Source organism: Marinimicrobium sp. UBA4209 (assembly GCF_002381585.1).
In the GTDB taxonomy this organism is placed as follows: Bacteria; Pseudomonadota; Gammaproteobacteria; order Pseudomonadales; family Cellvibrionaceae; genus Marinimicrobium; species Marinimicrobium koreense.
This window is the reverse complement of the sequence record NZ_DFTP01000068.1, coordinates 9,717-29,859: the sequence shown is the minus strand read 5'-3', so window position 1 is coordinate 29,859 and position 20,143 is coordinate 9,717. Positions and strand designations below refer to the sequence as shown.

Here is a 20,143-nt window from a genome sequence, read left to right as displayed (position 1 = left end):
GAAACGCTTCACCCCACAGCGGACCGGACGTTCAGCCACCGCAAAGCTCTCTACAGTGCTATTCACATTAGCGCTTTCGATAATCGCAATAACTACCCACGCCGACGCCCCGAAAGTCACCGTCGCCACCACTTATATCGACGTTCATACGGGTCCTGGCAAAGGCTATCCGATCTTTCATATCGTCGAAAAAGACGAAGCCATCACCCTGGAAAAACGCCGGACCGACTGGATCAAAATCACCACCCGACGCGGCAAAACCGGCTGGATACACGTCGACAGCCTGGCCAACACCCTCGACCGCACCGGTCAGGCCCCCGACATTCGTGCACCCGGTCGCGAGGACTATGGCGAGCGGCGCTGGGAACTCGGGTTTGCCGGGGGTGACTTTGATGGGGCCGACTCCCTCGGGCTCAACCTCGGGTTTCGCTTTACCGAACACCTCACCGCCGACCTGCGGCTGAGCCAAAGTACCGGGCAGTTTTCCGACAGCCGGATTGCCAGCGTCGGGTTGATGCACCAGCCCTTTCCCGACTGGTGGGTCTCGCCCTATTTCCGGCTGGGCACCGGGCAGATCCGGATTCAACCGAGTGCGACGCTGGTGGAAGCCGAGGACCGGGAAGACAACCTGTTTCAGACCAGCCTGGGTGCTTACGTCTACCTGACCCGGCGCTTTTTTCTGCGCCTGGAAATGACCCAACACCAGATACTCACCAGCCGCGACACCAACGAAGAGGTTAACGAATGGCAACTGGGTTTCAACGTCTACTTCTAGCCCTCGCCCTGGCGAGCACAGCACCGCTGGCCCTCGCTCAGGACGGGCCGCTGGGTGATATTGTCGGCCCGGACGAAGAGCGCCGGCGGATCAGCGAGCGCGACCTGGACACCGAGAATTTCGAGTTCGGCGTGTTCTACGGGCTGATGAGCGTGGAGGATTTCGGCAGCAATCCCGTGGCCGGGGTCAGCCTGAGCTATCATGTCACCGAAGCGATTTTCCTGCAGGCCAACGCCGCCCAAACCGAAACCCGGGAAACCAGCTATGAATTGCTGAGCGGCGCTGTGGAACTGCTCACCGAAGACCAGCGGGACTACACCTATTACAATCTTTCCCTGGGTTACAATTTCCTGCCGGGGCAGATTTATCTCACGGAAAACTGGAGCTTCAACACCAGCGCCTATGTGATCGGCGGCGCCGGCAATACCGAGTTCGCCGGGCAGGATTACTTTACTTACAATCTGGGCGCCGGTTTCAAACTGTACACCACCGACTGGCTGGCTCTGGACCTGGGCATGCGCGGCCACGTGTTTACCCACGAGCTGTTCGGCCGGGAGGTGGAAGTGAACAATCTGGAGGCACGTCTGGGCGTGTCGCTGTTTTTCTAATTATGATGATCGGGTTTTAAGAGAGGAGTTGAGCCATGAGATTGACGCACTATTTACTGGTCGCCCTGTTCGGTTTCGCGGCCTCGGCTTATGCCGAGAAGGCGCCGGACTTCACCCTGAAAAGCGACAACGGTGAGAACGTTCGTTTGGAAGAACAGCGCGGCAAGGTGGTGATGATCAACTTCTGGGCCTCCTGGTGTGCGCCCTGCCGTAAGGAGATGCCGCTGCTGGAAGAGCTGCACGACCGCTACGAGCAGGCCGGCTTCACCCTGTTCGGCGTCAACGTCGAGCAGAACCCCGAGGCCGCGCAAAAATTCCTGGACGATGTCGGCGTCACCTTCCCGATTCTGTACGACCCCGACAGCACCGCCAGCCGCGCCTACCAGGTCAGCGCCATGCCCACCACCGTGATGGTGGATCGCGATGGCAATGTGCGCTACGTCAACCGCGGCTACAAAGAAGGTGATGAAGCCAAGTACCGCGACCAGATCCGGGAGCTGATTCGCGAATGAAGCCGATTCGCTACAGCCTCGCGCTCACTTTCTGCGCTCTGCTCGGTGCCTGCAGTGTGCAGCCCTGGGTGCAACCCTACGAACGCCAGAAGCTGGCCGACCCGATCATGAGCTTTGATCGCGACCCGGCTTCCAGCAGTTATCTGGGTCATGTGCACGACGCCCGGGAGGCCGGTCGTGGCGCTGATGGCAGTGCGGGAGGCGGCTGTGGCTGCAACTGATCGATCGCGCACGCGGGCAAGGCACTGGCTGGCGCTACTGGCTGTCGGGTGTTTTGCCGGCACCGCCGGGGCGTCCGTACTGCCCGAAGAGCGCATCGATGTTCTGTATCACAGCTACGATGGGGGCGGCGTCAAGATTGACGGGCCTTCGGTGTTGGTGCGCAAAAGCATTGGCGAATCGGTCTCGGTGTCCGGTAAGTATTACGTCGATACCGTCAGCGGCGCGTCCATTGATGTGGAAGCCGCTGGGGTGGACGTCAACTCTGCCGCCAGCCCCTACGCCGAAGAGCGCACCGAATACAATGCCGGCATCGACTACCTGAACGACCGCACCTTGATCAGCGCCGGCTACGCTACCAGCCAAGAAAATGATTACGACGCGGAAACCGTCAGCTTCGGTATCACCCAGACTTTTTTTGGCGACCTGACCACCGTCAGCCTCACCACCAGCTACGGCGACGATGTAATCGGTCGCAACGATCGACCGGACTTTGAAGAGCATCTGGAGCGCCGCCGCTACGGACTGACCCTGACCCAGATTCTGCGCACCGACCTGATTGCCGCGTTCAGTTATGAAGCGGTCATTGACGAAGGTTTTCTGAACAATGCGTATCGGCAGGTGCGCTACCGGGACTCCAGTAGCGCCCGTGGCTATAGCTATCAACCGGAGGTCTACCCCAACACCCGCAACAGCGACGCCTTCGGTCTGCGGGCCATTTACCACCTGCCCAACCGCCGCTCCGCCCTGCGCGGGGAGTACCGATACTTTCAGGACAACTGGGCGATCGAAGCCCACACCGGTGAGCTGCGCTACACCCACAGTCACGACGACAACTGGTTGTTCGAGTTGAAGTTGCGCCACTACGATCAGACCGGCGCGGACTTTTACTCGGATCTGTACGACTTCCGCGACGCCCAGAACTACCTGGCCCGCGATAAGGAAATGGGGCCCTTCAGCTCCAATACGATTGGCTTGGGTGCCACCTATAATTTACCGCGCTTCGCCATCCCGGGTTTTGAACGCAGCAGCATCAACCTCTATTGGGACCACATCCGTTTTGACTACGAAGACTTTCGCGATGTCCGGGTTTCCCCCGACGACTACGCCGCCGGGGAAGAACCTCTGTATCAGTTTGATGCCAACGTGATCCGATTTTATCTATCGTTCTGGTTCTAGACGACTCGACGTAAACGTTAGGTTAGATAGACGGGCAGCATCCTTACGCGAGGTTCGCGATAGAAATCTGAGTAACCCCCTGGATGAGTCAAGAATCCGCTAAAAGTGTTCTTCTTTGCTATGTCGAACACGAACAATCACGATTCTGCTGGTTTCTTCCCGATACCGGAGAATATATTCACCCGCCCCGAACGTCAGCATGAGGTCCCGATAATCGCCCATGTTTTCCACTGGCACTCCAGCTTCCGGGTTATCTTGCAGAATCCTCACGCCTTCAACAATTCGCTGGGACGCCCGCTGTGCGGCGAGGGGGTTTTGGGATTTAAGAAAGTTTCTAAGGCGGGCAATATCTTTGGATGCGTCCGGCAGCCAGACTATTTCACGGGGCATGACTTCTCCTGATCCGTACCCCAGGATTCGAGCCAATCCATCATGGCGTCATTATCTACAGTCTCACCCGTCTCCTGGTACTCCTCCCAACGCGCCAAAGTGAGCTCATTTTCATGCTCCTTGCGCTCTTCTTCCTCGATATACCGGGTCAAAGCCTCTTTTGCCAAAAAGCTCTTAGAGCGTTTTGTCTTGGCGGCCAGAGCACTTAGACGGCTTTCAAGCTGCTCATCCAGGCGAACACCCAACATAAAGTCACCCGTTTACCGTTGTTAAACAATGATTAACAACGGTAACACCACGGCTGATCATTTGCCAGTTTTTCCGCAAGAGGAAGATCTCACTGCGCCGACCGGACGGAGCGTCAGGGGAATCAGGGGCAATGGTTGTGGCCCCGGCTATTTACCTCGCGGCCCGATAAACAACCAGATGATAAAACCGAGGAAGGGGAGGAACAGCAGGACCAGGATCCAGATGAGTTTGGCGGTGCTCGACTCTTTACTCTGGGCCACCTGCAGCAAGGCGTAGATGACACAGATCAGCAGGATAAGACCCAGAATACCGGTAATCTCGATGGACATTGAACGCGCTCCTTTCTCTGGTTGATGGCGAGAACTCTGCCGGGGTGGCAGTGATTATCTCGGCAAGAAATCGAAAGTATAGTTCACTTGGGTCACGGTCACATCCGCGTCGGGGAAGGTGATCAGCAGAATTCGGGCCAGCAGGCGCTGTTCAAGTTCTTCATTGTTCAATTCACTGGACTCGATCCGCGCTTCGGAGATTTCCCCGCTGGGCTCGATGACCATACGCACCACCAGTTTGCCCTGCAGAAGCGGGTCCTGGCGCAGGGCGCGGTTGTAGATGGCAAAGATGGCGCCCATGTGCTGGTCGATGACCTGTCGGATTTCCTCGTCGCTGCGAGCGGCCAGCTCTCTCGGGCCGCTCGCGGCGGCTTCTGCTTCGGCGGCTGCCAGCGCTTCCGCCTCATCGCTGACCCGGGTCGATTCCCGGGCGGCGAGTTCGCCTCCACCGGTATCCCGGCTGAGTTGATCGGTATCGATGCCACCGCTGTCCTCGGCGACCTGCCCTTCCAGGCGGTTGCGGTCGGGCCGCTCGGCCTCGGACTGACCCTCGGACAGGGCGGCCTGCTCGACCTTACGGGTATCCAGGGTATTGCGCATGGCGGCCAGAGCGTCCCGATGTTGCATCAGGCCACTGCGAGCGGCGGTTTCCCGGGCCTCTTCCACCCGGGCAGGGGGCGGTGGCTCAGGTTGAGGCTCGGGTTCCGGCAGGGGTTCGGGCTCAGGCTCCGGTTCTGTCTCTTCCGGCTCGGGTTCGGGCTCCGGTTCCGGCTCGGGCTCAGGAGGCGGTGGCGGCTCCTCTTTTTCCAGTATCACCCGGGCCAGTTGCGGTGGCAGCTCCGGTGCCTCGTCCCGGCTGGGCTCTGGCAAGGGCACGAACGGAATCACCAGCCCGAGAATGAGCAACAGTATGATCAGCCCGCGCAGAATTCGCCGGTAGCGCTGATCGTCCTCGGCGCTGGATTCCCAGGGCAGATCGGTGTTGGGGCTCGGATATCGGGTCATATCAGCCCTCGGCCTCCGAGGCGATCTGGTCGACCGCCAGAGCGATATCGCGATAGTCCGAGGCGGCGCAGGTGGCCATCACTTTTTTCAGCAGTTTATAGGGAATGCCTTTATCCCCCATGATGGTGATCGGTCGGCCGATCTGCGCCTCGGCCTCCGTCAGCGGTCGGGCACGCTCGGCGCGCAGGGCCAACTCTTCCGATAAACCGGGGATCTCTTCGTCCTGCTGCGCCAGAACATCGGCCACGGACGCCACCGGTCGACCGTTTACCAGAATCTGCTCATCCCCCACCACCAGCAGCAGACTTTCATCCGGTTGCTGGTCCGCCACCGAGGCGGGCAACTCGATATTTTTATCCCGGCTGAGCACTTCCACCTCGGAGGAGTTGACCAGCAGGAAGAACACCAGAATGGTGAAGATGTCCATCAGGGACACCAGATTAAGCTTGGGCAACTGACTCAGGCGACGGTGGTGCCGGGCCATCCGGCGGGCGCGCATGGACTGCTTCATTCGCTCGCCTCCTGTGCGGGGGCATCGCCCAGGGAAATGACCGGGAAGAGTTCGGCGTTCACTACCGATGCGGCCACTACCGCCCTGAAGGATCGGGCGGTGTCCATCGCACTGACCAGCGTCTGATAGGGAGTATCCGGCTCGGACAGAATGACAATATCGTTTTTGTCGATGCCCTGGTTTTTGAGCGTCTGTTTCACCTGCTGGAGCAATTCCGACAGGGCGGGCAGGTCCGGCTCACCGTCTTGATGAGGCACCCGCTCGACGGGAACACCGGCGGGGAAATTGACCTGGAAATGATCGTCACGAATGATCAGTTCAATCTGCTCATTGGGCTCGTCGGTTTCGCTCGCTTCGCTGCTGGCACTTTTGGGCAGTTGCAAATCCAGTACGGTGATGCGGGCGAATACCATGCTCATCAACAACACCGGCACCAATATGATCATCAGATTCATAAAGGAGGTGATGTCGAGCTCCGCTTCTTCTCTGTGTCGATGGCGCCGTCGATGAAACATCGCGCTTGCTGTCCTTTAACCGGGTAAGAAGGCCGCGAGGACGGCGTCAGGCTTGTGCCGATGGTTCAGAACCGGGCTTACCGCTCGCCCGCTGAGCCGTGCCCACCCCCATCAGGTTCAGGCATTTGACGCCCGCCATTTCGAGACTGTCGATGATCTCGGTGGTTTTGGTCTGCAGGGTGGCGTGAAACAACAACAGGGGAATGGCCGACATCAGACCAAAGGCGGTGGTATTCATGGCCACAGAAATACTGGCCGAGAGCAGGTTGGCTTTTTCCGCCGGGTCGGCATCGGCCACTGCGGTAAAGGCGGCGATCAGACCGATGATGGTGCCGAGCAGGCCAAGCAGTGTGGCGATATTGGCCAGAGTCGCCAGATAGGGCGTGCGCTTCTCCAGACGGGGCATGGCTTCCATCACGCCCTCTTCCATCGCCAGCTCAATGTCGTCGCGACGCTGGGATTGGCTCATCCGGGCGACGCCCGCACTGATGATCCGGGCAATGGGGGCTCGGGAGGTCTGGCCGAGTTTCATCACGCCGGCGTAATCGCGCTTTTTCAGCAGTGGCATCAGTTGCTGAAAGGCCTTGCGGTTGGCGGACTTGGCGTGAGTCAGGTAGAGCCAGCGCTCCAGCGCCACGGCCACCCCTACCACCAGCACCAGTGCAATGGGATACATGAAGGGGCCGCCGTTCTGGAAAAAACGCAGCACGGTAGTGATAAATTCCATGGGTATTGCCCTCAAAATGCAAACGCGACGTCGCCCGTATAGAACGACGGATGTTTATAAAGCCTGCTATGTTTTTTTGAATATATTTTTTGAAATAGTGTTGAGACGGGCAAACCCGCCTGACGCGTTGATCATTATGCCGACTTGGCCGCAGCGAAACTGTGAAGCAGGTTGATTTTTGGGAGGATTCCGCTGCCGTTCAGTCGGCGATTTCGACCGTCTCTTCCCGCTGACGCAAGGTGCGCTGCAGTTCATCCCGTTCGACGTGACCGAAGACGCTCTCCAGTTGCCGCTCCAGGGGGTCATAGTCCGGCTCAGGACTTTCCGGAGTCTGCCAGGGCACCACATGAAAAACCTGGGGCTGCTCGCGGTTGCCGGTCACCCGGGATTCCAGCTCGATCACCGGTCCGGCGTCCCGCTCAGCGTCGGTTTCACTCTCTTGCGCCCAAAGCGACGCGGATAACCCCGCCAGCAGCAAGAAAAACAGCCCTCGAGTCCAATGGTTCATTGTGCCTCCTCTGCGGCCAGACGCCGCTCCAGATCGACGATCCAGCCCGCCACCCGACGGTCCGGTTCATCCTGACGCTGCTGGTAGGCGCGGTAGTGCAATAGCGCCTGTTCACCTTCGCCCCGATACAGGTCCAGCAAGATCCCCAGGTTCAGGTGGCTTTGGGCGTGAAACGGCCAGACCGTCAGCGCCTGCCGATAGGACTGCTCGGCGGCCTCGAAATCACCGGCCTCACGCTGCAACAGGGCCAGCTGGTTGTAGGCATCCAGGTTATTGGGATTGATCGACAGGGCCTGCTCAAGGGCGGCCTTGGCCTCCGTTACCCGACCCTGTTCACTGTGAATTTTCGCCAGGTTGACCCAGGGGCCGGACAGTGCGGGATACTGCTCGGTCATCGCGCTCAGCAGCTGCTGTGCCTGTGCGTCATTGCCCTGGGCCATGGCCGCCAGAGCCCGGTCGAAGTCCGCCTGCGCCCGAGCGCTGACACTCACCGCCATCTGTTCGTAAGGGTTGGGGGTTACCGGGCCTTCGGGCAGCGCCGATGGCGCCGATGCCTCGGTTGACACGTCCACCTCCGCCTCCGGCTCCGATTGGGGCGCCGTGGCACAGGCGGTCAGCCCCAGAAAGGCACACAGCATAGTCAGCCGCCGCACAGCATTCAGATCAGTAAATCCCACGGCTAACCTCCGCCACCTGTTCTTCCTTGCCATAGCGGGCCGGCAGTATCTGAGCCAGGGCTCCGAAGCTCTCTTTGACCCACAGGTCGTAAACGCCGCGCTGGGTGCGTCGGGCATTGATTTCGTAGAGTTCGATGGCTTTTTCCTCGAAGGGATAGGCCTGCTCTTCCAACAGAATATCGTACTGCTCCAGCTCCAACACCCCCAGACCTTCCGGGCGCTCGGAGTCCATGAGGTCACGCCCCAGTTGGTGATAAATCGCGGCCATACGGTGGCTGGCACGGGTACTGAATTCCGCCACCCCGTAGTCCAGAATGGCCTCCTGATCCGCCAGGGCCCGCTCCAGGGCTGCGCGTTTGCGTTCCAGGCTCGGCCCCAGAGGCAGGCGCAGTCTGATTTGACTGAACGCATTGAAACTCGACTCCGCCAGTTCGCTGGCGGCGAAGGCGGCAAGGTAGTTGGAGCGACCCTCCCCCGACTGATGACCATCCACCAATCGACGCAACCAGAACGCGCGTTTGTCCGCCTCACCGGTCTGCCGATAGAGCTCGGTCATCTGGTACTCCGCCTCCCGCCGGTCGGCCCCCGGTTGCGGATAGTTGTGTGCATAGCGTCGAAAGGCGTCGATCGCTTCACTACGCTCCCCCGCACGCTGGTATAGCTCAGCGGCCAGGTAGAGCGACTCGCGCTGCAGCTCGGGATCGTCGCTGATCTGCTCGACCCGGCGCAGCTCGGCGGCCGCCGCCAGCCAGTTTTCCCGGGCCTGATAGACCCTGGCCAGACGCACCGGAATCTGCGCCTGCAGTGGGCTATCGGGATAAGCCGCCCGGAACGTCTCCAGGGCCTGTTGCGCCTCGGGCCAGCGTTCAAGCTGCATCAGGTAGTGCGCGGTATCGAACTGGGCCTGGACCGCCACTTCGGTGGTGGGCAGAGTCTCGGGAATCTCCGCGAGCAATGCCACCGCCCCGGACATCTCCCCGGCGTCCAGTTGCTGGCGGGCGCGCTGGTACATACTGGCGGCGATACGCTCACGCACCTCGGCCTGACTGGGCGCGCCGTTAATGCTTCTGGCGCTACCGTCTTCGGTCTGGGGCCAGCGCTCGAGCAACTGCCAATAGGCCCGCTCCGCAGCGGCAAACTGTCCCAGATCGAACTGACTGTGGCCGAGTACCAGCCAGGCGCTGAACTGCTCGTCAGCACTGGCCGGCGGCTGCCAATCAAGCAGTCTCTGCGCCAGGGCGGCGGCGCTATTAAGCTCACCGCGTTCGAGCTGTCCGCGGGCCAGGTGACCGAGTACACCGGTGGCTCGCGGGTCATCGGCATACTGATCCGCAAACTGCTGGCCCACTTCCAACCGCCGGGCCCACCAGTGATCGGTCTCCGGCCCGGCGCGGCGCTCCAGCTCATCGGCGAGCAACACCGCCGCGTAGCCGGCCTCGCGGCCGTACTCCGGGTCTCGGTGGTCAAACGCCACCCGGCGGTAGTGCTCCAACGCTTCGGGCCACTGCCCGGCGGCATTGAGGGCTTCGGCCAACAGAAAACGCTGCTCCGGTACGGCCGGGTCTTCGGGGAAACTGGCCACGAACTCCCGGTACCAGGTGGCGGCATGGGCAAACGCCTGCCGGGTCCGCTCTTCCCCGGCACTTTCGTCCGCCAGACGTTGGGCCCGGGCGTGCTGAAAGTTGGCCAGCGCTGGCAGAAACTCGCGCAATGACTCTTCGACCAATGCCCCCGGCTGACCGCCGCGACGGAACCAGTAGGCACTGAGCAGCCCGTAACGGCGCACAAACTCCTGTTGGCCGGCACGCACCAAGGTGGGGTAGCGTCCCTCCCGGTAGGTGTCAATCTGGGCCAGGGTGAAGCCCGGGGCCAGATCGCTGTCGGGGTTTTCGGCCACGTACCGTCCGTAGGTGTCGGCGGCGTCGCGCACCCGCTCCTGTTCGCGGTAGGTTTCTGCCAGGCGTTGATAGAGCCGATGCTCATAGGGGCGGGCGCCGATCCGGCGCTCCAGCTCACCAATGCTGTCAGGCCCCTCGAGATAGGCGAATGACAGGGCCATGGCACGCAGGGCATCGCCCGCCACCTCGGCCTGGGCACCACTGAGTTGCGCCCAGGCCCGATCCAGTTGTGCCGCGTCATCCGCCGGCAGGAGCAGATGATCCAGGACGCCGGCAAAACTCACCAGTGCCTCGGGGTAATCCCCCTGCTTGAACTGGGCCCAGGCGCGCATGTATAGGGCGTTCTGACCGAACTCGGGAGCCGCGCCCACATCCGGCAGCAGCTCGCGGTAAAGTGCCTCGGACGCCGCGTAATCCCCTTGCGAGAAGGCCCGCTCGGCACGGCGGAATTGGGCCTCGGCGTAGTAGCGCGACTCGGGGAACTGCTCGGCAAGCGCCACCAGTGTCCGATTCGCTTCCTCCATACGGCCATCCAGCGCGTAGGCTTTGGCCAGATGGTAGTAAAGATGATCCGGGGAGGCCGGCGGTTCGATGCCGTCCTCCGCCCACCGGCCTTCACGGTAATCGCTCAGCAGGGCCCGGTAGCGCTCGATCGGCCCGCCAAATTGCGGCTCGACACTGTCCGAACGTGCCAACGCCGCTTCGCTGCGGGCCATCGCCAGATCCGCCAGACGCCAGCGGATGTCCAGTTGCAGCGCCGGATCCTGCGCCACCGCCAACGCCCGCTCGTAACGCTGGGCAATGCGCTCGGCCGACTCCGGGGTGAGCGCTTCGGACCCCGGCAACCGGGCCTCGGGCAATGCCTCCAGACCACCGTGCCGATTCCCGGAACTCACGCAGCCTGCCATCAGGGCCAGGGCACTGACCAAGCCCAGGGATCTGAAGACGCGACTCACGGTGCACCTCCCTGTTCGCGCAGCGCGCGATCCTGCAGCCGGGCGGCGCCCAGTCGCACGCGAGAAAGGTACTGCGTCAAACGGGCCTGGTGTTGTGCCAGGTGCGTCTGCAGGTTGTCCGCGAGCTGCTCGGCCTGACGCTGCTGCGCCTCATCAAGGCGTTGCCGCTGGCGCACAATCGCCTCGGTCCGCTCGGCGATACGGGCCAGTGCCGGTTCAATATCCGGGTTGTCCGCAATCACCGTGCGGACCCGGTCTTGCCGGGTGCGCAACTGCGCCAGGGCCCGGTCCAGGTCCCGCTGCTGTTTGCGCACCCGCCACAGATGGTCTGGATAGTCCTGAGCGGCACGCCAGAGCAATATACCCCGGTACAGCGCCAGTCGGTCCCGGGTTTCCCGGGGGTTCTCCAACTCGCCCGCCGCCGTCAGCCGATCGGCCCGCTCACGCGCCGCCTCGACGCGCTCGTATAGGCGGCGGGTTTCGTCATCCGCCAGGGCCAGATAATCCGACCGGGCCTCGATGTCCGACAGGCGGGCGACCAGAGGGGCACGTCGTTCACGCAACTGCCCGATCTGGGCCCAGAGTTGGCGCCGTGCGACATCCGCCTGACGGTCATTGCGCAGAGCACGCTTGTTCCGCAACAGTTGGCCGTAGTGGGCCAACTTCTCGGGCCAGTCCGCCAGCAGTTGCGCCTGATCACGCAGATCGCTGAGCGCCTGTACCTGACTCTGAAACGGACTCTGATTGACCCAGTCAGACAGGTAGGGATCGGCGCTGGCGGCAACCGTGGATTCGGTCAGCGTCAGCCAGTTTTCACGGCCTTCCAGATACAGGGTGCCCCGGGGGTCGGTGGCCGCCAGTTGGCGGCGCAGATAGGCGGGGGTCAGTTGTCGCCGGAGCTGATCTACCCGGGCGAGCTCTTCCTCCAGACGCGCATCGGCCCGATCGTAAGCATCCAGCGCCGCCTGGGGAGCGTCGAGTTGGGTGTAGGCGTAGGGGAGGGCTACCAACGCCTCTTGGGCCGCGCTACCGGTGAGTGAGTGCTCACCCAGAGCCTGCCAGGCGCGGACCGCGCGGGCGGGCTCCCCCCGCTCCAGGGCCGCCCAGCCGTAGCCCAGCAGTGCCTGGTCCGCATCCTCGCGGGACAGGCGCACCCGATCGAAGGCCTGCTCGGCGCGCTCGAAATCCTGTTCCAGCAGAGCCGTAAACCCCAGGGCGGTAAAGGCCCGATCGCGCAGGGTCAGGTATTCGGCTTTGTGACGCTCTTGGCGGGGGACTTCCTCCACCAACACCTGGTAGTAGTGCCGGGCCTGCTCCCGATCACCGGCCCGGGCGAAAGCGCCGCCGAGGTTGTAGAGCACCACCGGGGCCCATTCACCCAACTGGTCCCACAACGTCTCAGGGTCCACGGGCTCGGGCTCACCGGTGCGCAGGCGCCACTGCCACTCAAGTGCACGACGCTCCCGGGCGAGGTCCGGGTCGAGGGCATCACCCAATCGCGCCCAGGCATCGGTGGCCTGCGCCCAATCGCCCCGCAGATAGTGAAGCTTACCCAGATAGAAACGTGCCGCGTCGCGCTGTGCCGGGCGGCCAGACAAGGCGGACTCCAGCAGACGCTCGGCACTGGCCGACATGCCGAAGGCCATACGGATGGCACCCTCGTGGACCGCCCCCCGGTCAAGCCCGAGGTCCCCCTGCTTTCGGGCCACCATCAGCTCGCTCAGGGCCGGCAGGTAATCGTTCTGATAGTAGTGATAGCGAGCCACGCCTTCACGCAGCTCGGCCTGGCCCCAGGTAACCGGAGCCAGGCCGAGCAGGGCAAACGACAGTGGCAGCGCCCAATGCCTCATTGCAGCGCCCACTCCTCAATGGCAAAAACCGGCTGCAGTTTGCGCTCGGAGTCCACGATTTTCAGCTCCAGCACCAGCGGCTCCTGACCTTTTTCCACCACCAGATCGGCGCCGCGTTTGTAATCCCGGCCGTCGGGCCCGATGCCCGTAAAGACCGCGCTGATCTCATGTTCGCCGGAAGTGAGGTTACCCAGATAGAGCCGCTGAACGCCGCCTCGATACAAGGCTTCGCGCTGAGCATCGGTATACAACTGTGCGGCCACCGGATCGCCATCTACCTGAAGGCGCACCCCGTCCAGATGAAAGAATTCCCCGAGATCCACCGACAGGTACACCGCTATTTGGCTCGATGCCGGATAGAGTAGCTCTTCTTCCAGAATCAGCAGGTCGCGGTTGAGGTTCAGGGTGTCCTCTTTAAGCTGCTCCAGATCGGCCTCGAGATCACTTTGGGCCCAGGCCAAAGGGACGGCCAATACAAGGGCCGCACAAAGTCCGACAAGCCGCCGCACCGGACGGAAGGAATGGGATGACATTGGAAGGCTCTCCTGACGGAAACGTGCGAGTTCTGGCGCAGCTTACAACGGCTTATTATTTTAGTGGCACCGGTGCGCTGGAATTGTGACGGCGCGCACACTTGGCCTATACGGCGCCCTATTCTTCGGGGTCAATCAGTCCATCACTGTAATGCACTCGACCGTCGTCGGTGATCACAATGGCTTCGAATTCCGGCTGCCGATTGATCAGCGCCAGGCCCGCCTCCAGACCGAGAACAAACACGCTGGTTGAGAGCGCATCGGTGTCCATGGCCCGTGGCCCCAGAACCGTCGCGCTGATGATGCCCCGCGCCGAAGTACCGGTGCGAGGATTGAGAATATGGTGAATGCGCTCGCCCTGCGCATCCACAAAGTAGCGCTCGTAATCGCCGGAGGTGGAAATGGCCTCGTTATTTAGAGGCACTACAATCGCCACATCTTCGGGCGCACGGGGGTTTTTGATGCCCACCCGCCAGGGGCGACCACGATGATCGCCGATCAGACGGGTATCGCCTCCGGCGCTGACGCTGGCATGCTCTATACCCCGTGCACGCAAAAGCTCAATGGCCCGGTCCACACCGTAGCCTTTGGCAATACCACCCAGATCGACATACAACTTGGAATGGCCAAACCAGACGGTATCTTCTTTCCGGTCCAGGTAAATCCGTCGGTAATCGATGGCCGCCAGCAGCGCCTTGCGGGTGGCGTCGTCCGGCTGACGGCCCGAGCGGTAGTCGTAGAGACGCCCGACCGAACCAAAAGTGACATCGAAGGCACCCCCGGTCAGTTCCCCGTAGTATTTGGATCGAGACAAGAGTTCGGTGAGTTCAGCGCTGATCGTCAGAGGCTGCTCATCAGTGGCCTCGGGCGCTTCCCGGTTCAGGCGGGACAGCTCACTGTCCGGTTTGTAGGGACTGAAATGGCGGTCGATACGATGCAGTTCGTTCATCACTGCGGCCAGGGCGGCCCGCCCCTGCTCAGGATCGTCGTGCCAAAGGCGAGCCACCACTTCGGTGCCCATGATGGCCTGCTGGTCGCTGTACCACTCGGCGGTACTGGGCGAGCTGCCCAGTACCAGGAGCCCCAGCATCATGAACCTGAGAGCGATGACGACCGGGAGGCGGGGCATCATCATGGCGCGCCGTCAGAACTGCAGGTCGACGTGGTAGCGGTTGCCCTCTTGGTGGTCGAGCACCATGGGCAGCCATTCGCGCGCCTGGATCTGGTCACTGAAAGCGCCGGTCAACTCCAGCTCACCTTCCACAAAAATGCCTCCGGCGAGGGGCAGTCGGGTTTCCACTTCCAGATCGATGGGACCGTCGAGATCAAACACATCTGCCACCAGCGCATCGCGTTCGGCATCGTAGCGGGCCTCGGCGGCGAAGCTGCCGAGTGTCACCCAGGTGCCGTCCGCCTGAACCCTCGCGCCGGTCCAACTGAGGTTGCCCTGCAGTTCAGACAGGCGTCCGCCCTTCATGCGCATGGTTTGAATATTGGCCGCAAGCTGTCCCTGAATCGGCACCGGAACCCCCGCCTGGATCAGGCTCGCCGGCGCATCGACACTGGTGTCGCTGACCCGGACCGAGCCGCCCAGTCCAGCGCAGACCCGCCCGTCGATGTTCTGGTTTTCCAGGGTGGCGCTGACATCCGCGCAGGGTGTCAGGGTAAGCAGGGACCAGGGGCTGAGTTCCCAGCGAAGCGCACCCAGTGAGTAGTGCCGATTGTCGATCTCGATACTGGCCATGCGCGCCTGCCCGGACCAGACGGTTCCCTGCACGCCGCTGAGTCCGAGGGTGTTGCCCTGGGTCATGAAGTAGGCGGCCCAGGTCGCGGGAATGCGGGTCAGGGCGAACAGCAGGGTCAGGACGATCAGCAGGAGTATCCAGCGGATCGGGGGAATGAATTTTGACAGGGTGTCCCACATAGCGTTGTCGTTATCTCAGTTTTTTTGCAGTCGAATATTGACGGTCACGCGACCCTGTTCACTGGTCCCGGCCATGGAGAAGTCCACCACGGAGACGCCATGCTGGTACTCCATGTCGTAGAGCCATTGGATAAACCGGTCGTAGGGCACGTCGTCCAGGCGTACTCTGACCTGGCCCCCGGTACCCGGCTGGAAGCCACTCATGCTGAGGTTGTTGGCACGCAGGCTACTGTCCACCAGGGCACTGAGGTTACTGTCGTTCTCCCGATCACTTTGAGCATTACTGCGCGCCTGCTCAATCTGGGCGGCCAGCAACTCCACTCGCCCAAGGGACTGACTCACCGCCCGATTGGCATTGAGCTGGCGCTCTTTCCAATCCGCCATGGGCACCAGCACCGCTTTCCATAAGAGGTATAACAGTACGGCCACGCCACCGATCAGAAGAATGGTCTGCTCGCGCCGGTTATAGCGGGAGAGCCAATCAAATACCGCTTTCATGGGCGACCTCCGGTAACTTTCAGGCGAGCCGTGTGACTGTCGCCCTGGGCACTGGCGCTGAGCAGCTCAGCCTGCAACCCTCGGGTCTGAATGTCACCGCGTAGGGATTCAATGGCGTTGAAGGTGTCGGCTCGGACGTTAAGGCTCAGCTCACCACTGCGGGCCGCATAGGACACCGCACTGAGAGTGACCCCGCCGGATTCCGCCAACGCCGGGAACAGATCGCCTAAAAATGGCGTCACCTGACCACTGGCACTGGCCGGCTGCAGCTCGGTCAACTGCTGGCGCAACTGACGCTCGGCGTCCACCAAATTGCCCGGGCCCGCCACCGAACGATACACCTGCTCGATGTCCCGGCGAATCTCGATATTCTCCGCTTCCAGTTGATTCACCTGATAAACCGTCACCCCCACATACAGGACGAGACAGGCAGCGGCCGCCACTACCACGCCCTGCCAGGAGCGCCACCAGCGCTCAATCGGCAGTCGCTGGGAGAACTCGCCCTGACACAGATCCACGCGGCCGGTTTCGGCAAAGTCCAACTGCCAGAAAGGCACCACGGCCTGTTCGTCAATACGGTCCTGGAGTTCATCCGGCAACAGCGCCTTCAGAGTGACCAGTTCCGCATCGGTCTCCGCCCGCAGGTTGAGCCGGGGCAGATTATCCACCCGGTTCTGAGCGGTGAGCAGCATCTGCAGACTCAGGCGCGCCTGCTCCCGATCGAGGCTGAACCCCAGGTTGGGGGCGTACCGCACCAATAACTGATCGCCCTGCATCTGCAGGGTCCAGTAGGGATACTGCTCGGACAGGTCGGTCTCTGGTGGCAAGGGCAGCATCAACGGCAGGGGCCAGGTGCGCTGGACCTCGATATGATACTCGCCCAGACGATCGAACAACTGGCGCAACCAGGATTGCTCGACATAGGCGGCGATGGCACGCCCTTCACGTACCGGACCGAGCGCGAAATGAAACTGCTCAATGTCGCCAATCACGCTCTCTTCAAGCTGGAAGGGCAAAAGCCGACGCAGATGTTTTTTTTCGGCTTCCGCGTATTCCAGCTCGCGAGTGACCACCTGGTTTCCCGGCAGCAGTAACCAGACGCTGTGATGCCCCTCCCCGAGCATCGCCCCCAGGGTATCGAGATCCCCCGAGGCGGCGCTATCGAGCAACGGTTGCCCGTCGGCATCGAACCAGCACCAGCGAAACTGGTCCTGGGCGCGATTGGTGTAAAGCACAAGTTGGTTGGCCATAAGCGCTATCGTTGTTGTTCCGTTATCCGACGGCTGATCCCGTCTGTAAATTGATTGGGCGAATACCCACGCCCGTCAGTACACATCTGTGCGACGCACCACGGTCAGCTCGTCATTCGAGCGCTTCAGGATACTGCGCATCGCCCGGCGCTGCTCCACCAGAGACGCGACCGTATTGACCGCAAAGTGGCTGGTGTTCACCGACAGGGTTCCGGTTTCCGGATTCACCCCCAGGCTGGCCCAGACACTGTCACCCCGGAAGCTGTTGACGTCCGGGTAAAAACCTTCCGCCGGCCAGCCCTGACGCAGCAGCTCAACCTGGGACTGACTGAGTGGCAGCAGGTCCTCGGTACTGTTTATGGTCCGCAATAGCCGGTCGGACATCGTATTGACGTTGGTCTTCAACCCAGCCGGCAACACCGTCAGGTGCGGTCGTAGCAGCTCCATCAGTTCCGGCGTGATGTGCCGCACCAGACGCAGCTCTTCCACACTGGCAAAGGTCCGGTTGGCCGGCAAATACTCCGGGTCCAGGCCCAGGTAGTAATCGCCCTCGGCGCCGCCGAAACCGCTCACTTCGTTGTCCGGGTCCATCCAGTCCACCACCGATTCGAGTATGGCGATGGCCTCATCGGGGTTCAACGGCACCCCCTCCTCATCAAACGTCTGCAACAGACGGATGAAGCGCCGCTGCATCTCCGTGTAGCGCTCCGGGTCATTGTGCGCCCGCTGGGAGTTCAGGTTGCCACCCCCGAGATCATTCAGGTTGATGCGGCTCTGAGCGTCGGTGATCGACACAAACAACCAGACGCCGCCCAGCTCCACCGGGGTTTCGCCGCCCCAGCCTTCCTCCGGGTAGTCCACTTGCGGGTCCGGGTCGAGCTCCAGCACAAAGCGGGCCACGGTCTCCGCCGCCAGCAGATAGGAGCGCGCCTGGGCGCCATGCCAGCGGCTCTCGGCCTTGGCCAACCCCAACTGATACTCACCGGTAAACTTCACCGCGAGCCCGGCCACCACGCTGACGATCAGCAGGGCCATGATCAGCACGGCGCCGCGCTCAGTCCGCATGGAACTGCGTAATTTCAAACAGGCGTTCACTGACACCGACGCCCTCCATTTCTATGCGCACCAGAACCGCCAGGGGCAACTCCGCCGGGTTGCCCCCGACCTGATCCGGGTCGGGCCAGGCCTCGGCCCAGTCCCGCAAGTAATCGTCACCATCCAGAGCGCTGCGTCCGGAGCGGGACAGCAGCGCCTGGGACAGGAAGCGGAGCTCCACACTCGTCACCCCGTCCAACAGCCGCTGTCGAAGCGCCTGTTCCTCAAAATCATACTCATCGAAGGGCCGGTTGCGGACCGGCCGATAATCCCGCCACAGCGTTCCCTCTTCGAGGCGATAACTGACTTCCTGCAGGTCACTGCGCAACCGCTCCATCGGGTTCAACCACGAATGGCGGGTAAACAGCATCAACCGCTCCTCCTGACCGATTCCCCCAAACGGATCGGCGGCAAACGGATTGCGTAGCCCGGTGGGGCCCCCCGGCTCCGGCGCCAGAATATGGCGCAGGTCCGCGCTGATGATCTGCCAGGCCCGATCCAGTCGGTTGATACCCTCCATGACTTCCCGGCTGCGCTCGGCACCGCGGCTGGCCGAATCCAGGGCCTGGTACGCCATGGTCGCAATGGCCGCCGCAATGGCCAGGGCCACCATCATCTCCAGCAGGGTAAAACCCCGCTGAGGGGCCAGGTGTAATCTAGGGCTCCGCATTGAAAATTCCTTCCAGACGGGCCAACACATTGTCCGGATCGGTCTGTGGCGATACCGCAATTTCAATCTGTCGAAACGCGGCCATCTCGCCGTAGTCGCCCACCTCCAGAGCCTCATTGCTCAGTTCCCAGCGCCACTCCCGGCCCGCCAGGGTCACCTCTCCCTGGTCCTGATCCGGCAGAGTGAAATCATCCAGCTGGCTACTCTGCAGGTGAAGCCGGGTCATCTCGTTTTCGGCCACCCAGAACGCCAGGGTTTTATTGCGGATCGCCGCGGTGCCATCCAGTTGGGACATCACCAGCATCAGGAAGGCCGGTAACGCCACCGCAACCACCACCAGGGCCACCATCACTTCAATGAGGGTGAAGCCCCGCGTCCGCTTGGCACTACCCGACGACAGACGCATCACTGTTGCTCCCACTCGCGCGCTTCTTCCCGATTCAGCCAGGTCAGATCCCCCATCATCGACACTTCCACCCGCTGGGTTTCGCTGTCGTCGAACTGTGCCGGCATGATCGCCATTTCGTAGGGGGTGGCCTCACCGCTCGGGTAGAACACCAACACCGGCCGCTGCGGATCCTGGCGGGGATCGTACTGCCACTGCTCACCTTCCGAGCGGACCTCCAGTTGGAAGTCCTCGGGCAGACAGTCACCCCGGAGATTTTCGCTCACCGGGCTCCAGGCCTGATCCCGAAATCGCTGCCAGTGATAGCACCAGCGCTGGCGAGTGCTGCCCTCGCTGGTCCTCGGCTCCCAGAACAGGCCGATGATTTCCTGGTTGAGCACGGTCTGCTCGGAAACGAAACGTGCCTCCAACATAAACTGCTCGGTCGTTTCTTCGGCCCGCGAGGCGCTGTCATCACCCCCGATAGAGAGTGATGCCATGGCCACGGCGATGCCAATAATCATCACCACCACCATGATTTCCACCAGCGTAAAACCCCGCTGGTGGTTCATCGGACAAGGGCGATTCATCAATCGTTCTGGACGCTCTCGTCCCAGACGCTGATATCCGCATTCTGATCCTGGCCGCCGCTGACGCCGTCGGCGCCCAGAGTGTAAATATCGTACTCACGGGTTTCGCCCGGGCTCAGATATTGATAGGGCGAACCCCAGGGATCCTGCGGCAACTCATCCAGGTAACCGCCCTGTTTCCAGTTGCGCGGCTCGGGGGCCATGGTCGGGCGCTGCACCAGGGCTTCGAGCCCCTGCTCGGTGCTGGGGTAGACATAGTTATCGATGCGATACAGTTTCAGCGCGGTCTG

At 61.8% G+C, this 20,143-nt stretch carries 26 protein-coding genes; 5 read left to right on the top strand and 21 right to left on the bottom strand.

Annotated features, from left to right (window positions below):
• Positions 1–55: 55 nt before the first annotated feature.
• From B3187_RS09910 to B3187_RS09890, 5 genes are read left to right on the top strand one after another with little or no spacing between them, the layout of a single operon-like run.
• The gene (locus tag B3187_RS09910; protein ID WP_286806139.1) at positions 56–775 is read left to right on the top strand and encodes an SH3 domain-containing protein; all 720 of its coding nucleotides are present in this window, start codon (positions 56–58) and stop codon (positions 773–775) included.
• A complete protein-coding gene (locus tag B3187_RS09905) occupies positions 745–1,383 on the top strand; it encodes an outer membrane beta-barrel domain-containing protein (protein WP_286806137.1) in 639 nt (212 codons plus the stop codon). Before B3187_RS09910 ends, B3187_RS09905 begins: the two co-directional genes overlap by 31 nt.
• 35 nt (positions 1,384–1,418) lie before the next feature.
• Positions 1,419–1,895, top strand: a complete 477-nt coding sequence (locus B3187_RS09900; RefSeq protein WP_286806135.1) for a TlpA family protein disulfide reductase — start codon at positions 1,419–1,421, stop codon at positions 1,893–1,895.
• On the top strand, positions 1,892–2,116 hold the full coding sequence (locus B3187_RS09895; RefSeq protein ID WP_286806134.1) for a DUF4266 domain-containing protein: 225 nt from the start codon (positions 1,892–1,894) through the stop codon (positions 2,114–2,116). Before B3187_RS09900 ends, B3187_RS09895 begins: the two co-directional genes overlap by 4 nt.
• Complete coding sequence (locus B3187_RS09890) at positions 2,103–3,293, top strand: DUF3570 domain-containing protein (RefSeq protein ID WP_286806132.1); 1,191 nt, start codon at positions 2,103–2,105, stop codon at positions 3,291–3,293. The genes B3187_RS09895 and B3187_RS09890 overlap by 14 nt, the downstream gene beginning before the upstream one ends.
• Before the next feature lie 99 nt (positions 3,294–3,392).
• Here B3187_RS09890 and B3187_RS09885 read toward each other — a convergent pair whose 3' ends face one another.
• From B3187_RS09885 to gspG, 21 genes are all read right to left on the bottom strand, one after another.
• Entirely contained in the window at positions 3,393–3,683 is a 291-nt protein-coding gene (locus B3187_RS09885) for a type II toxin-antitoxin system RelE/ParE family toxin (RefSeq protein ID WP_286806129.1), read from the bottom strand.
• Positions 3,668–3,931, bottom strand: coding sequence for a CopG family transcriptional regulator (locus B3187_RS09880; RefSeq protein WP_286806127.1), 264 nt, complete (start codon positions 3,929–3,931; stop codon positions 3,668–3,670). Before B3187_RS09880 ends, B3187_RS09885 begins: the two co-directional genes overlap by 16 nt.
• 147 nt (positions 3,932–4,078) lie before the next feature.
• Positions 4,079–4,261, bottom strand: a complete 183-nt coding sequence (locus tag B3187_RS09875) for a PLDc N-terminal domain-containing protein (RefSeq protein WP_286806125.1) — start codon at positions 4,259–4,261, stop codon at positions 4,079–4,081.
• A gap of 54 nt (positions 4,262–4,315) precedes the next feature.
• Positions 4,316–5,266 (bottom strand): AgmX/PglI C-terminal domain-containing protein, encoded by a 951-nt coding sequence (locus B3187_RS09870; protein ID WP_286806123.1) that lies wholly within the window; start codon positions 5,264–5,266, stop codon positions 4,316–4,318.
• Between the two features lies 1 nt (position 5,267).
• Complete coding sequence (locus B3187_RS09865) at positions 5,268–5,777, bottom strand: ExbD/TolR family protein (RefSeq protein ID WP_024461554.1); 510 nt, start codon at positions 5,775–5,777, stop codon at positions 5,268–5,270.
• Positions 5,774–6,292, bottom strand: coding sequence for an ExbD/TolR family protein (locus B3187_RS09860; protein WP_286806119.1), 519 nt, complete (start codon positions 6,290–6,292; stop codon positions 5,774–5,776). Before B3187_RS09860 ends, B3187_RS09865 begins: the two co-directional genes overlap by 4 nt.
• Before the next feature lie 46 nt (positions 6,293–6,338).
• Positions 6,339–7,019, bottom strand: a complete 681-nt coding sequence (locus B3187_RS09855; protein ID WP_036160864.1) for a MotA/TolQ/ExbB proton channel family protein — start codon at positions 7,017–7,019, stop codon at positions 6,339–6,341.
• Between the two features lie 199 nt (positions 7,020–7,218).
• Positions 7,219–7,527, bottom strand: a complete 309-nt coding sequence (locus B3187_RS09850; RefSeq protein WP_286806117.1) for a hypothetical protein — start codon at positions 7,525–7,527, stop codon at positions 7,219–7,221.
• Positions 7,524–8,204, bottom strand: coding sequence for a tetratricopeptide repeat protein (locus B3187_RS09845; RefSeq protein ID WP_286806115.1), 681 nt, complete (start codon positions 8,202–8,204; stop codon positions 7,524–7,526). Before B3187_RS09845 ends, B3187_RS09850 begins: the two co-directional genes overlap by 4 nt.
• A complete protein-coding gene (locus tag B3187_RS09840) occupies positions 8,191–11,058 on the bottom strand; it encodes a tetratricopeptide repeat protein (protein ID WP_286806113.1) in 2,868 nt (955 codons plus the stop codon). Before B3187_RS09840 ends, B3187_RS09845 begins: the two co-directional genes overlap by 14 nt.
• Positions 11,055–12,908 carry a tetratricopeptide repeat protein gene (locus B3187_RS09835; protein WP_286806111.1) on the bottom strand — a complete coding sequence of 618 codons (1,854 nt, stop codon included), beginning with the start codon at positions 12,906–12,908 and terminating at the stop codon, positions 11,055–11,057. The genes B3187_RS09840 and B3187_RS09835 overlap by 4 nt, the downstream gene beginning before the upstream one ends.
• Positions 12,905–13,441 (bottom strand): AraC family transcriptional regulator, encoded by a 537-nt coding sequence (locus B3187_RS09830; RefSeq protein WP_286806109.1) that lies wholly within the window; start codon positions 13,439–13,441, stop codon positions 12,905–12,907. Before B3187_RS09830 ends, B3187_RS09835 begins: the two co-directional genes overlap by 4 nt.
• A 118-nt stretch (positions 13,442–13,559) precedes the next feature.
• Positions 13,560–14,576, bottom strand: coding sequence for an FAD:protein FMN transferase (locus B3187_RS09825; RefSeq protein ID WP_286806107.1), 1,017 nt, complete (start codon positions 14,574–14,576; stop codon positions 13,560–13,562).
• A 9-nt stretch (positions 14,577–14,585) separates the two neighbouring features.
• Entirely contained in the window at positions 14,586–15,365 is a 780-nt protein-coding gene (locus tag B3187_RS09820) for a type II secretion system protein N (RefSeq protein WP_286806106.1), read from the bottom strand.
• A gap of 15 nt (positions 15,366–15,380) precedes the next feature.
• On the bottom strand, positions 15,381–15,863 hold the full coding sequence (gene gspM / locus B3187_RS09815; RefSeq protein WP_123638573.1) for a type II secretion system protein GspM: 483 nt from the start codon (positions 15,861–15,863) through the stop codon (positions 15,381–15,383).
• Complete coding sequence (gene gspL, locus B3187_RS09810; RefSeq protein WP_286806104.1) at positions 15,860–17,113, bottom strand: type II secretion system protein GspL; 1,254 nt, start codon at positions 17,111–17,113, stop codon at positions 15,860–15,862. Before gspL ends, gspM begins: the two co-directional genes overlap by 4 nt.
• 75 nt (positions 17,114–17,188) lie before the next feature.
• Positions 17,189–18,196 (bottom strand): type II secretion system minor pseudopilin GspK, encoded by a 1,008-nt coding sequence (gene gspK / locus B3187_RS09805; protein WP_286806103.1) that lies wholly within the window; start codon positions 18,194–18,196, stop codon positions 17,189–17,191.
• Positions 18,168–18,878, bottom strand: coding sequence for a type II secretion system minor pseudopilin GspJ (gene gspJ, locus B3187_RS09800; RefSeq protein ID WP_286806102.1), 711 nt, complete (start codon positions 18,876–18,878; stop codon positions 18,168–18,170). Before gspJ ends, gspK begins: the two co-directional genes overlap by 29 nt.
• On the bottom strand, positions 18,865–19,284 hold the full coding sequence (gspI, locus tag B3187_RS09795; protein WP_286806101.1) for a type II secretion system minor pseudopilin GspI: 420 nt from the start codon (positions 19,282–19,284) through the stop codon (positions 18,865–18,867). Before gspI ends, gspJ begins: the two co-directional genes overlap by 14 nt.
• Positions 19,284–19,853: a type II secretion system minor pseudopilin GspH gene (gspH, locus tag B3187_RS09790; RefSeq protein WP_286806100.1), complete on the bottom strand. Its 570-nt coding sequence runs from the start codon at positions 19,851–19,853 to the stop codon at positions 19,284–19,286. Before gspH ends, gspI begins: the two co-directional genes overlap by 1 nt.
• On the bottom strand, positions 19,853–20,143 hold a 291-nt coding region (gene gspG / locus B3187_RS09785), incomplete at its 5' end, for a type II secretion system major pseudopilin GspG (protein WP_286806099.1). The genes gspH and gspG, both read right to left, overlap by 1 nt.